Annotated in this window: 15 protein-coding genes; 4 read left to right on the top strand and 11 right to left on the bottom strand. The window is 39.6% G+C overall.

All coding sequences use genetic code 11. The features are described 5' to 3' along the window. Positions 1-100: 100 nt before the first annotated feature. The 5 genes from IHV09_RS01500 to IHV09_RS01480 form a co-directional block, all read right to left on the bottom strand. Complete coding sequence (locus tag IHV09_RS01500; RefSeq protein ID WP_197263444.1) at positions 101-4,450, bottom strand: S8 family peptidase; 4,350 nt, start codon at positions 4,448-4,450, stop codon at positions 101-103. A 646-nt stretch (positions 4,451-5,096) separates the two neighbouring features. Beyond that, complete coding sequence (locus IHV09_RS01495) at positions 5,097-5,708, bottom strand: flavin reductase family protein (protein ID WP_197126998.1); 612 nt, start codon at positions 5,706-5,708, stop codon at positions 5,097-5,099. A gap of 155 nt (positions 5,709-5,863) precedes the next feature. Then, positions 5,864-6,472 carry an alpha/beta hydrolase gene (locus IHV09_RS01490; protein ID WP_197263443.1) on the bottom strand — a complete coding sequence of 203 codons (609 nt, stop codon included), beginning with the start codon at positions 6,470-6,472 and terminating at the stop codon, positions 5,864-5,866. Next, positions 6,469-7,419, bottom strand: a complete 951-nt coding sequence (locus IHV09_RS01485) for a ring-cleaving dioxygenase (protein ID WP_197263442.1) — start codon at positions 7,417-7,419, stop codon at positions 6,469-6,471. The genes IHV09_RS01490 and IHV09_RS01485 overlap by 4 nt, the downstream gene beginning before the upstream one ends. Before the next feature lie 315 nt (positions 7,420-7,734). Beyond that, positions 7,735-8,571, bottom strand: a complete 837-nt coding sequence (locus IHV09_RS01480) for an aldo/keto reductase (RefSeq protein WP_197190737.1) — start codon at positions 8,569-8,571, stop codon at positions 7,735-7,737. Positions 8,572-8,727: 156 nt separating this feature from the next. Here IHV09_RS01480 and IHV09_RS01475 point away from each other — a divergent pair, with 156 nt between their 5' ends. Beyond that, positions 8,728-8,922, top strand: coding sequence for a hypothetical protein (locus IHV09_RS01475; RefSeq protein WP_197195589.1), 195 nt, complete (start codon positions 8,728-8,730; stop codon positions 8,920-8,922). On the opposite strand, the gene IHV09_RS01470 is transcribed toward IHV09_RS01475, so the two are convergent. Both IHV09_RS01470 and IHV09_RS01465 read right to left on the bottom strand, forming a co-directional pair. Next, positions 8,923-9,093 carry an aspartyl-phosphate phosphatase Spo0E family protein gene (locus tag IHV09_RS01470; RefSeq protein ID WP_370568694.1) on the bottom strand — a complete coding sequence of 57 codons (171 nt, stop codon included), beginning with the start codon at positions 9,091-9,093 and terminating at the stop codon, positions 8,923-8,925. It lies immediately after the preceding gene. Positions 9,094-9,410: 317 nt separating this feature from the next. Continuing rightward, a complete protein-coding gene (locus IHV09_RS01465; protein ID WP_231618099.1) occupies positions 9,411-9,710 on the bottom strand; it encodes a hypothetical protein in 300 nt (99 codons plus the stop codon). A 180-nt stretch (positions 9,711-9,890) separates the two neighbouring features. Between IHV09_RS01465 and IHV09_RS01460 the strand changes: the two genes are divergently transcribed. Further along, on the top strand, positions 9,891-10,064 hold the full coding sequence (locus IHV09_RS01460; protein ID WP_191753127.1) for a YjcZ family sporulation protein: 174 nt from the start codon (positions 9,891-9,893) through the stop codon (positions 10,062-10,064). Positions 10,065-10,115: 51 nt separating this feature from the next. On the opposite strand, the gene IHV09_RS01455 is transcribed toward IHV09_RS01460, so the two are convergent. Continuing rightward, positions 10,116-10,748: a YitT family protein gene (locus IHV09_RS01455; RefSeq protein WP_231618098.1), complete on the bottom strand. Its 633-nt coding sequence runs from the start codon at positions 10,746-10,748 to the stop codon at positions 10,116-10,118. A 171-nt stretch (positions 10,749-10,919) separates the two neighbouring features. On the opposite strand from IHV09_RS01455, the gene IHV09_RS01450 reads away from it, so the two are divergent. Then, positions 10,920-11,078, top strand: a complete 159-nt coding sequence (locus IHV09_RS01450; protein ID WP_197126992.1) for a hypothetical protein — start codon at positions 10,920-10,922, stop codon at positions 11,076-11,078. Positions 11,079-11,123: 45 nt separating this feature from the next. On the opposite strand, the gene IHV09_RS01445 is transcribed toward IHV09_RS01450, so the two are convergent. Beyond that, positions 11,124-11,375, bottom strand: coding sequence for an HPr family phosphocarrier protein (locus tag IHV09_RS01445; RefSeq protein WP_197126991.1), 252 nt, complete (start codon positions 11,373-11,375; stop codon positions 11,124-11,126). 182 nt (positions 11,376-11,557) lie between these two features. On the opposite strand from IHV09_RS01445, the gene IHV09_RS01440 reads away from it, so the two are divergent. Next, entirely contained in the window at positions 11,558-11,809 is a 252-nt protein-coding gene (locus IHV09_RS01440; protein WP_197263441.1) for a hypothetical protein, read from the top strand. 71 nt (positions 11,810-11,880) lie between these two features. On the opposite strand, the gene IHV09_RS01435 is transcribed toward IHV09_RS01440, so the two are convergent. Next, positions 11,881-12,219, bottom strand: coding sequence for a VOC family protein (locus IHV09_RS01435; protein ID WP_197126989.1), 339 nt, complete (start codon positions 12,217-12,219; stop codon positions 11,881-11,883). 409 nt (positions 12,220-12,628) lie between these two features. Next, positions 12,629-12,919 carry a hypothetical protein gene (locus IHV09_RS01430; protein ID WP_197128255.1) on the bottom strand — a complete coding sequence of 97 codons (291 nt, stop codon included), beginning with the start codon at positions 12,917-12,919 and terminating at the stop codon, positions 12,629-12,631. Positions 12,920-12,927 lie beyond the last annotated feature (8 nt).

Below are 12,927 nucleotides of genomic sequence, written 5' to 3'. Positions count from 1 at the left end.
ATTTGTCGAATTGTGAACTTATTATATGACTTGGTACTAAAACCACGTAAAAACCGGCCTCTCACAAGGGAGAAGGCCGGAAAAATAAAGTTTTATTTTTTTATTTTTTCGCGTTGATGTAAAGCTTACCTGATGCTCGTTCACTTGTTTTGTTGCCATAATCATCTGAAGCGATTACTTCAACTACAGCACCTGGTGCCTTAACATTTGTAGTTGCCGTATAGTAACCTTCGTAATGACCTTCAGACGTTTCACGCATCGGAAGCTCTGTAGCATTTGCTAATCCACCAGCATTTGTAAGCGGCATATGGATAACGAATACTGCATCCAATCCTGGTGCACTGTCAAATTCAATCTTCACAGACTCCCCGCTCTTCAGCTCTTTGTCTGTGTCAGGTTTCAAGTTCTCAACCACTGGAGCTTCGAACTTCGCATAAACGGTTACAGTCTTCGAGTGGCGATTTCCAGCTTTATCAAGCGCAACCACTTTGATTACATTTTCTCCTTCATTTAGAAGCATGCGGTGACTGTAGTTGCCATCTTCGTCAACTTGCGCTTTTTGTCCGTTAACTTTAACCCAATCAAGGTTGGTTTCATCAACTGTACCTTTTACGGTTACAGATTCACGGTTTGTCTTCATACCATCAGCCGGTGATGTGATACTCACTTTTGGCTTTGTTTGATCCAGCGTCACAGTTACCGGAGCTGATTCATCTGTTGAACCACTATCTGTTACTGCTTTGGCAGTCAACGTATTAGCGCCCTCTTCTAACATAACTTCAGCAGAGAACGTACCTTCGTCTGTCGTTTCAGCAGTAGCTACTTCTTCTCCGTCTCTGTAGATTTCCACTGTAGTGGTTGGAGCAGCGTTACCTGTTACAGTTACTTTCTCTTCGTTTGTAAACGATCCATCGACTGGAGAAGTAATGGATGGTGCCGTTACTTCATAGTTTACAGTCGCTCTGATCATATAGTTACCTTCTTCTTCTGGAGATTGAGACCATGCCCCACTCAAGCTTTGGAAGCTTCGTCCTGACCACTCTCCATCTTCATCCGTTGCAAGACCTGGTGTGTTAGGGTTTGCAAAGTTTTGGATGTACACCATATAGAAGTCCCCTTCTACCATGATGCCGTGTTGACTTAAGTCAACATGCGTCCACTCGCCATTACGTAATGCTGTAGCATCAAAAGGTCCAGCGAGCTTTTTACCTGGTGTCCCATCTGGTCCACTCGCATCGTATACAGCTACTTGGAATGCTGTTCCACCTGGTACTGGCCATTCAGTATCCCAGAATCGGAATAGTCCTCCAGTTACAGCTGCTTTTTCATTACCATCTGCTAGTGACATCTTAACTGCCCAAGCGTTACCTGCAGCATTCCATGCACGAGCATTCTCAGCTGTACCATCGTCATACCCAATCTCACCTGGGTAACCGATGAAAGGTTTTAACGCGATGTCTTGATCCGTTGTATCGCCACCAGAAATGGTAACAGAAACTTCTTCTCCATAATAAGAAGGTGCAAGTACTTTTAGCGTGTATTCGCCTTCGTATGCAGAGATTTCATACGTACCATCTTCATTCGTTTGAACAGGTGCAATCGCTGCATCTTCCATGAGCATCACAGTAGCTCCTGAGATCGGTTCTCCAGTCACTTCATTCGTAACCGTACCAGAGACTGTTCCTCTTGGAATTTCTTCTAGTGTAAAGTTCGCACGTGCCGTTCCGTCAGCCTCAAGAGTTACTGATTGAGTTTGCGAACGGAAACCATACGCCTCAGCTTGTACCGTGTACGTTCCTGCCGCATGTGTTAAGCTGTACGAACCATCTTGAGGATTCGTATAAACAGAACGTCCTGTTTCAAGAACACTAACTTCTGCTCTCATTGGTAGAGCTAGTGGAGCACCATTACCATCTTTTGAAGGTTCTTTTTCAGAAGAAGGTTTCATCGGCTTGATTTTAGAAGGATCTACTTTTGGTTTTGCTTGTGACATAGGTGCTTTTTCAACCGCTGGTGATCCGCCAAGTTTTGCTTTCTTCGTTGGTGTGATCGGTTGGTCATGCAACTTCACATCATCTAGGTACCAGCCTGCTTTAACGACTGAACCATCAGCAGTTACATTGAACGCAACGTAAATGCGTTGTCCTGCATATTCACTTAAATCTACTTCACCGTCAATCCAACCACCGGAAGTAGAGTTTACACGAAGCTTTTGTGTCCAGTTTTCCATATCTGTTGAAACGAATACATGTCCATAATCATAGTTTCGCTCTAAATCGTGCCACTGTTTGAACTGAAGATAAGTGTTGCCTTCAGGAAGATCAACAGGAGGCATAACAAGTGTCATGTTAGCACTGTTCGCATAGTTTCCAGCAAGACTTGAAGCATATACCTTTTCACCAGAGAATGCTGCACCAGGTCCGCTTGTTGGTACACCATGTTCCCAGCTGTTATTTGCTCCAAAAGATGTCCAGCCTGTAGGATTTCCTTCAAAATCCTCACTGTATCCTGAAGAGATTCCAGGTAACAGTGCTATTGTATAGTTATCAGTTGAAACGGAACTTCCTCCAAAATCAATGGCTGTCCATTTATAGACAATGGAATCACCCATTAATGCTGATCCTGGAATAGAAGCGCTGTACGTACCTGATTGATAATCTCCACCTGTACGTTCAGCAGCCACATCTGTCCAGCTTCCGTCTTCGTTCTGATAGCTCAATGTAACTGAAGTAACGCTAATGTTATCTGACACTTCAGCTTCAAGATTTAATGGCATCTCTTTGTAAGATTCAGTTGGCCCTTCATGTGTGATGGAAGGAGCTTCACTGTCTTCTCCTTCTTTCGTTACAGTTCCCTCGATTCTTCCTAATCCAGTCACTACTGAGGATACGGCTGTAAATGCATTCACAAGTCCATGCCCATATCCATTGTTAGGAGACTCAGGGAAAGTTGCATCTGTAAGAGGAGTTGCTGAATTTAATAAAATCTCTTCAAGTTCTTCAACAGTCAGACTCGAATCAGCTTGCTTCAATAAAGCAACTACTGCTGAAACGTGCGGTCCGGCCATTGATGTACCATTCCAACCACCTTCATATGCACTTCCAGGAACCGCTGAACGGATATTAACTCCTGGTGCTGAGATTTCAGGTTTTGTTTCGTCATATGGAGAAGGTCCTTGCAGTGAGAAGCTCGCTAAAGTGTTATTGATATCTGTTGCACCCGTTGCAAAGGATTCTGGATAGTTTGCAGGAGTTGCAACTGATCCAGGACCACCTGGATTAAAGATCGTTGTGTTACCTGCAGAGAATTCTGGGAAAATCTCAGCTGAACGCCAAGCTTGTACCATCTCTCTATACCATTCATCCAGTCCTGCTCCGCCACCCCATGAGTTGTTTACAACATCAGGCGCTTTTTCAGGATGTGGATTACCTTCTGCATCTTTTGGTGCTAAGATCCACTCACCGGCTTCAAGAAGATCAACATCCGTTCCACCTGAAGCGGAGAACGCTTTTACAGCGATCCATTTTGCTCCCGGTGCAACACCGATCTGATTGCCTCCGTTCGGTTCAGCACCTACCATAGTTCCCATCGTATGTGTACCATGCCCATCATCATCATATGGAGCCGTTTGTCCATCGACAGGATCAAACCAGCTAAATTGATGATCAGCTGCATCAGGGTTCTGAGGATCAAATCCACGATATTTTTCTTTTAGTGCAGGGTGATTCCATTGAACACCTGTGTCGATATTGGCAACAACTGTACCAGCCCCATCGATACCCATCCCCCAAACTTCAGGAGCACCTACACGTTCGATATTCCATTCAATAGAAGAAGTATCGTTTTTCGGTTGAACCTGTAGTGATGATTTTGGAAGTTGCTTTTCTGGAAGCTTTACAGAACTTACAGGTTGAATAAGCTGTCTTGTTTCGTTTGGAAGCACTTTTTCAACTTCTGGGAAAGCTGCGATTTCTTCCATTACTTCTTTTGTCGCCGTTACGGCCATACCGTTAACAACATAAAAAGATTGGATTTTTTCAGCTTTACCTGCTTTTTCTTGTTTTTCTAAGTATTTTTTCGTGTGCTGTTGAGTTTCTAGCGCGTTTGCACGAAGTGTTGAAACGATTGTTGAACGTTTCATAAGTTTAGTTTGTTTAGAAGAGAGTTTTTGAGATTTAGCTTCTTTAGCAGCTTTTTTCGCCACTGCAGCCGTATCTACTTGTTCTTTGAATTTAATGAGGAATGTAACTTTATCCTTCTTGCTGAATTGCTCGTTCAGTTTCTTTGCAACCTTACTCGTCTTACCGTCTAATGCTGCCTCTTTCGCTGAAGTAGAAGCCTTACCTTTTGTAGTAGCAGCATTCGCTTGAGATGGGAACATCATTGGAACAATCATTAAAAAAGCTAAAAATACGGAAAGCCAGCGTACTTTTCTTCGTTTTTTACTCATGTAACTTTTCCCTCCCTGGTCTATTGTTTTTTGGTTGATCTAACCTAAGCAAGAATTCTGTCACACCTCCTGTAATTTTTATGAAAATATAGTAATTCTTTGTTGTTATATAAAGGTTAACGGAACAGTCATGTAAGATTATGTAATATTTTGTCGCAGAAAGCACTAGTAAATGGAAAATAAATCCTTTGTATGACTGCTATCCTACTAATCCGTGACTTTTGATTAGTCATTTTTTTCTTTTTGCTTATTTTTTCTGGTATACAAAACTTATGGCACGGTACATAACTACTTATTTTTGTAATATAAAATAAAGTAAGTGAAAAATGAGGACTCAGTCCCTTTATCTGTGTTAAAAAGAAACTATATTAATTCCAATATTTTCTTTATGCTTTTACAGTTGCATTGAGTTAGATAGATTTACGAGTTCATGAGTGAGGCATTCTTCCTTTCTTGGATGCAGGTCTTATGTCGGAAAAAACGGCATATTTACCTATTAAAGTTATAATCTATTACATAAATTTTAATAGTTTGTAACAATATCTGAACTTTGATTTTTATAAAATGTCGTTTTATGGCAATGTTCATCTCGTAAAAGCATTCGATAACAAAAAAAAACCTCCCTCTTTATGAGGAAGGTTAAATACTATTGTGGTCGTTCTAACGAAAAAATCTCTCCAAGCTTTACGTAATTCGTTCCTGCTAGTCTACCAACCGGCCTTAGCTTGTCTGCATCAATTCTGCCATCGTGATAAAGTTCATCTGAAATATGATAATGAACGACTCTTCCGATTAACAGATCAGTAGATGGCTTGTCGGGTGTGCCTCCTAGAGGAATGATCTGTTCAACAACACATTCCATACGTATTTTCGATTCAGCGATACCAGGAACACCTACTTTTACCGATTTTACCCTTGTTAAATTCGCAAGTTCAACTTCGCTTTGATCTGGCTCTAAGTTAGCAGCTGTTATATTTACAGCTTCTATATATGTTTCGTCCGGAATGTGAACCACGAATTCACCTAGCTCATCTGCATTTCGGGACGTATCCTTCCGTTTACCATCCTTCCTCCCAATAGAGATTGCGATTAAAGGAGGATCGGAAGTTAACGCATTAAAATAGCTGAACGGTGCAGCGTTTAGCACTCCTTCTGATGAAAGAGTTGTAACGAACGCAATCGGTCTTGGAATAATACTTCCGGTTAGAAACTTATAATTCTCTTTTATTGATAAATTTTGAGGATCGATGGACTTCATGAATCTTCACCCACTTTAATCAGTTTTTGTACGATGAGCATGAACTTGTCGAATTCCATATGTTCTTATGAATGACTCAGTTGTGACATTTAGCACTAAATAAACGATCATGATCTATTTGTCTTATATTTTGACTTAATTTTAACAAAAATGACTTATAAGAGATGTTTGCTGAACCATTCAGCCGCTTCTTCTACCTCAGCTCTTGATAGCTGATGACCCATGTTATCCCATTTCAGATGTACTTTTGCGCCGGCGTTGTTCAACAATTGCTGCAACTCTTCCGTTTCTTGAGGCGGACAGATTGGATCGTTTTTTCCTGCCCCAATAAAAACAGGAAGTTCATCAAGGTTCGGAAGCTCAATTCCGCGTCTAGGTACCATCGGATGATGAAGGATAGCACCTTTTAATGATTTTTCATAGTGAAAAATTAAACTTCCTGCAATGTTAGCCCCGTTTGAATAGCCGACAGCCACAACTTGGTCACGATTAAAATCATACTTTTCTGCTGCTTCTTCAATAAACTCATAAAGCTCTTTTGTACGAAAGATTAGGTCTTCTTCATCAAATACACCCTCTGATAGACGGCGGAAAAATCTCGGCATACCGTTCTCAGACACATTTCCTCTTACGCTCAGTACAGAGGATTCTGGTGAGATCATTTCTGCTAACGATAGTAAGTCCTTCTCATTTCCTCCTGTACCATGTAATAACAAAAGTACTGGCTTGTTTAAATCTGTTCCTTTATTAAATAGATGGATCATCGTTTATCCTCCTTTAAAATTCTGGCTTCAGCCGGTAGTAGGTGATTCTCTATCTGTTCACGGTGAGGCTCAAGCCATGGTGGAAGTAATAATTTCTTTCCTAACTCTTCTTCTTGTTCATCACGTGTAAACCCTGGTGGATCAGTTGCTATTTCAAAGAGTATGCCGCCTTCTTCACGGAAATAAATAGCGTTAAAATATTGTCGGTCAATGATTTCGGTTACTTGAAACTGTTTTTGTTTCACATGTTGCTGCCATAGTTCATGTTCTTCGTAGGAAGAAGCTCGCCAGGCGATGTGATGAACTGTACCTACTCCGCTCACTCCTCTTGTTTCAGGCGATCGTTTAACATCAATTACGTTCCCAATGTCACTTTTTGCATGAAACCGGATGTAATCACCGTCTTGCCCTATTTTTTCTAACCCCATCACTTCTGTAAGAACTTGTTCGGTTGCCTGTGGAGCTGCTGACAGAAGTACTGCTCCACCAAATCCTTTTATTGCATGTTGAGGAGTAACCTCGCCAAATGACCATTCGCTATTCTTGCCTTCTTGTCTTGCAACAATTTCTAGACGCAATCCATGAGGATCGAGAAATTCTAGATATTCTTCTTTAAAACGGACAGTCTTTTTATACTCTACGGCGAACTTCACGAGTCTTTCTTCCCAAAAAGGTAAAGAGCCTTCAGGTACAACAAAAGATGTAGTTCCAACTTGTCCCGAACCAACTCTACCTCTATAAGCATCTGGCCAAGGGAAAAACGTCATGATGGTTCCTGGGCTCCCTCCTTCATCTCCAAAATAGAGATGATACGTCCCTGGATCATCAAAGTTTACTGTTTTTTTAACAAGTCTAAGCCCTAGTACACCCGCATAAAAATCTACATTTTCTTGAGGGTTACCAACAATCGCAGTTATATGGTGAATTCCATCTGTACGCATCGTCATATTCTTTACATCCTTTCAACTTCATGTAACTTATTTTTTGTAAGTTAAGTATATGATTTAACACTTACTTTTGTCAAGTAACTATATTCGATTGTTTTCGATACTTAGAATATGTATCATTTCTTTTAATCCTACTCATTATGGACGTACCACAGTTTATTTAAGCCTATACCCTTAATACGTGGGAAAAACAACATTTAGTTCGTATATTGCCACCACTCATCCATGTCAGAAATAAAAAAATCCACGTGGAATCTACAGATTCCACGTGGACAAAATGTGAATTGTTGTATTTGTTTGGGGTCAGACCCCTTATTAGAAGTCGAAGTTATCTGGGTCTGGGCCGATGCGTCGATCTTCATTTAACGCATCAATCTTCGCCATATCTTCAAGCGATAATTCAAAATCAAAGATATCTGCATTTTCTACGATGCGGTGTTGTTTAACAGATTTAGGAATCGTTACAACGCCGTTTTGAACATCCCAACGAAGGATGATTTGCGCTACAGATTTTCCGTATTTCTCTGCTAGTTCGACTAATGATGGCTCATCTAGCAGCTCCCCTTGCATGAGTGGGCTCCATGCTTCGAGTTGAATGTTGTTATCTTTACAGAACAACAGAAGCTCTTTTTGTGCCAAACGTGGATGGTATTCTACCTGGTTCACCATCGGTTTGATCTCACAATCAGCTAAGATGTCTTCTAAGTGATGCACTTGGAAGTTAGACACACCAATCGCTTTTACTTTTCCATCCTTGTAAAGCTTTTCAAGTGCACGCCATGTTTCTTTATACTTTCCTTTTACCGGCCAGTGAACGAGATATAGATCAAGATACTCAAGTCCAAGTTTGCTCATGCTCTCTTCGAACGCTGCGAGCGTTGACTCATAACCCTGATCTTTATTCCATACTTTAGTCGTGATGAACAATTCTTCGCGAGGAACACCCGCTTCTTTTAACGCTTGTCCAACACCTTCTTCATTTTTGTAGATGGCTGCTGTATCAATACTCTTATAGCCCGCTTCGATTGCCCATTTAACAGAATCAATTACTTCTTGTCCTTCTTCAACTTTAAATACACCAAGTCCGAACCACGGCATCTCTACTCCGTTGTTCAAGACCGTCGTATCTTGCAATGATTTAATCGTAGTCATCTGTTTAATAGCCTCCCATTTTTAGAGCTGAATTTTGTTCCCTCAAAAAGATATTGTCACATTCTGCTGTATAAAGGAAACATTTCGACTTTTAGAAGGGATTTAAATCCTTCTATGGAAGTAGTATCCAACACAATATGAAAATGGGGTGTTGGTGTGAAGGACAATCTGATTCATTTTAAGACCAAAAGCGAATCATCTAAATCTATGCCTGAACAAGAAATTACCCTGATTCAGGAGATACGTGAACTTTTATCAGAGTTTCACTGTAATTATCCACTAGTAACAAAAAAAGCCATTCTACTTCGTATCGATCAACTAACAGATGAACTCATCTTCAATAAACGATAATTAAAAAGAAAATTGTCTTTGATACACATTCAGCAAAACATCTAACTCTTGACTACACTTAACCGTTTCATTGCTGGTTAAGCCATTGCGATCCGCAACTTCTACCAGCTTCTCTTTTTTTTCTTTTATACATTCCATGAGAAGAGAGTTATTCCATTCTTTTTTCTCCACGAAAATCCGCTCCTCTTGTGTCATTTTTATATACCTCTTGCTTATTATGAACGCTTTTTTTATCCTTGAAAATAGATTCACCAAAAGAAGAAGTAATGTTACAAAAGTGGACAATTTTTTCATGCTATATCGTCAGAAATACCTAAGATATCCTTCAATATGATCCAAGATTCAGCCGCATTCGTCGACTTTCTTGAGTTTGAAACTAGTAACAATACTAGTAAAGAATCCTTTGTTTTTTATTGTTTTATTATAGAATCGATGCTTAGGGCTACTATTTCAGGCTCAAAAAAAAGGATGGGCTACTTCCCATCCTTTTAACCTTTTTTGTCATTGAAATAGTTTACAGAGTACATTGCTCCTTCTTCTACCATCTTGTTGTCATCAACATCCATTGGATCAGGATGACCTGCTTTATTAATAGGTAGCTGCGTACGATCAATGTGATCTGGTCGAACTCTGCGTTTCATATCTTTAAATTTCATTTTAGTTTTAATACGGTTTGGTTTAAAGGACAGCCACACTAATGCTCCTGTACCAAGACCGATCAGGGCCCAAGATTGTGTTTTCAATAATTTACTCGTTGTTTTCATTTGAGTTTGAGTTGTAGTTTGCATGAATAACGCCTCCTTGCTTACATTTACCCCATTTATATAATATCGTAACATCTCATTTTCTTTTCAATTATTACATCTGCCTATTTCCTTAAAATCTAATCATTTGTCCATACACGCTTTCCGGAGTTTACATATACTGTATCGAAGTCGAAAGTACACTTATAAGGAGGAGTTTTTAGAATGTATGCAAATTCACCGGTAAATGCTTCACTTGCAAACGCACCAGTATATGGTGGCGGATATAGTTATTGTGGTGGCGGAGGTTATGGCAAGAGTTTTGCGATCATAGTAGTTCTATTTGTCCTTCTCATTATTGTTGGCTGTTCGTGGGCATATAAAGGCAAAGACTGCTAATTTTATATGCAGTAAAAAGAGGTGCGGATATGGTATCCGCACCTCTTTTGTTTACATATATGGTTTTGCTGTTCTCTTAAGGGATACCGTTCTTACAAAATCGATAAGTCTTGTGCTAATCCACTGGCACATTAAAGCGAATACTATAATCTCAATGCCTAACATTAACGATGTACCTAACAATACAACACTATTGATACAAAAAAGAATGGTTCCTGGCTTCTTACCCGTCCAATAAGAAAGAATTAAAGCAACGATATCCATACCACCTGAAGATGCACCGAATCGAAAGAGAATACCCACTCCTGTTCCGAAGATAATACCTCCGTACACAACATCTACAAGTGTTCCGTTTAAAGGGTTGGTGATCTGAGGAGTCAGCCAATCCACAACGATGGATGTGACAGCCACACTATAGATGGTCCATAATGCGGTTTGCTTTCCGAGTTTCTTTATTGCCAACAGCAATAGTCCAAAATTTATCGACCATAACGTTAAACCAAGTGATACATCGAAAAAATAATCATTTAATATAGCAATACCCGCTACACCCCCAGAAGGTATATGGTGAGGAAAAAGAAAAGCTGCCATAGCTAGTCCTTGCAAAAAAGCACCAAACGTTAACCACATGATTCGCTGCAAAACAAAAACCCTTTCTCTTTCGTTGTTTATTCCTTCCTTCATATTAGTCCTCTTCACCTAAAATGCAAGCTGTTTCAAAAATAAAACACATATAAGTTAAATACGAATCATATCTTTTTATTGATTACTCCTTTTTAGAGGAATAGGGCCCTGTTCATCTCTTTTGCGGGAATAACACGAAATGTGGAAGCAGCAGAAAGGTGGACAAGAAAATTGACACAACACAACAAAAGAGAAATTGAGATGCTTGAGCAAAAAGCGCGCGAAGAGCACAAAGAAGCTGAACAAGCACGATCAGTAGTTGGAGATGTCTATATTCAAAAGAAGTTTCAGGAAAACCGAGCAACTGTTCAACCAAAAAAGAGCAAATAAAAGAAAGCAGTCGGATGACTGCTTTTTTTATGGCCTTATATATTTTTATGATAATGAACCTGTTCCAAGACTGCGTAAGGCATCAACTGCACCCCTGCTATCTTCTCCAGTTGCAGAAACACAACACACCCCTTGCATGCCATTTAAAAGACTCATACTAAGGTGGCTTTTTGCATTGATTCTTAACGTATTGCATTCAAAAAAGATCTGGCATTGTTCAAACTCATTCGCTTTAATGACCATTTCATGAATCCAAGTTGGTCTGATTTTCTCTTGTACCATAAAGTATGTTTTCATTGTATGACCCTCTTTCAGTCCTCTTCATTTTTTATTTTACTAGCGAAATGTAAAGAACGTTTTAACCCCATGTTAGAGTTTTATGGCTTATGCATTTAATTTATGAAGAAACTGAAAAATAATGGTATGAAAAAAGAACTAAATTGCAACATTATGAGTATGACTTAAAAAGGAGTAAGATTATGGCTTATTACATAGCATGCGATTATGATGAACCCGATCGCCAGAGTTACAGAGGGATCGTGATCATAGATACTTTAACAAACGAAGTAGCTCACCGTTTCTACTCGGGAGACTTTGATCAAGATTTCCAGGAATATAGAAGCTGGTTAGAAGATACCGAGCCTTTTTATTTTGAAGGTGACAGTTTGTTAAATTTCGTTGGCGATCTGAATGATCCCGCATTAAATGAAAACGATGATTTTTATCACTAGGCTAAATTCCGCAAAAAAAAATAGCAAATAAAAACACCATTCAAAGTTGAATGGTGTTTATTCACCCTTATTTAGTCTTTATTCGTAGAATCAATAATGCGTATTGGATTTCCTGTTGCATCTCGATAGATGGCATACCTTCCCGGTGGAATTGTACAAGGTAGTTTAACAAAATTCAGCTTACCCTCATGTTCATGATAAAAGTCATCAACACTATCTACTAAAAACACACCGCCTGGTCCAAGATCATGCTCATCTTCTTCTATCATCAGCTGTACTTCACAATCTTTCATCGACATTCCAAGTACTTGATTTCCTTCTCGCCAGGCTTCAGTCATCCCTAGACCTTCATAATATTGCTGCGACTCATGTAAATCTTTTACTGGGTGAAACAAAAACGCGAGCTTCATACCAATACCCCCTCGTAAAAAATTCGTGATCATGTGCTAGATTTATATTCGATTTTAATTTTATGTATTCGTTAAATTCCCTCTCTTATTCTTCATTTCCTGCTCTCTTTTATAAAAAGCACTATTTATCACGCTCTTTTCTAAAGGACTCCCGCTTTTGGAAGTTTTCTTTTGCTACTATGCAAGTTGGTTGAAGGTAAAGATGATGAGACTCCTGATGCGCGTATACTGGCAGGAAGCTCTTCTTACGAAACATAGAGAGCATGCAAATGTATAGGGACCTCAACTCTTTCGTAAAGCACCAATGTATCTAAAAAAACAACCATTAATAAAAGAACACACTGATTAACAAAATAAAAGACTGATCCATCTACACGCAAAGTGTAGTATGAATTCAGTCTTATAAAACTTAATACGGATACGGCGGATATGGGTATGGCGGATAGACAGGATAGATTGGATAAGGTCGAGGTGCTAGTGCTAGACCTGCGATAGTTCCAAGTGTTAGTCCTACTAATGCTGGTGCAAAGAAGAAGCGGTTGCTGCTCTCGTCCTGACCTTCTGAACTATACGGTAGAATATACGCTTTACTCTCATCTACGTGTTTAAGAACACCATGATATCGTGTGCCACAATGACAATCAATATATACCGATCTGCCTATATAACGACGGCACAGGTGATACGTTTGGTATGACAATGGGGTAA

Origin of the sequence: Fictibacillus sp. 23RED33, assembly GCF_015903925.1 — a bacterium.
Taxonomy (GTDB): Bacteria; Bacillota; Bacilli; order Bacillales; family Fictibacillaceae; genus Fictibacillus; species Fictibacillus phosphorivorans.
The sequence above is the reverse complement of the archived record's forward strand: the minus strand, read 5'-3'. Positions and strand labels throughout refer to the sequence as shown.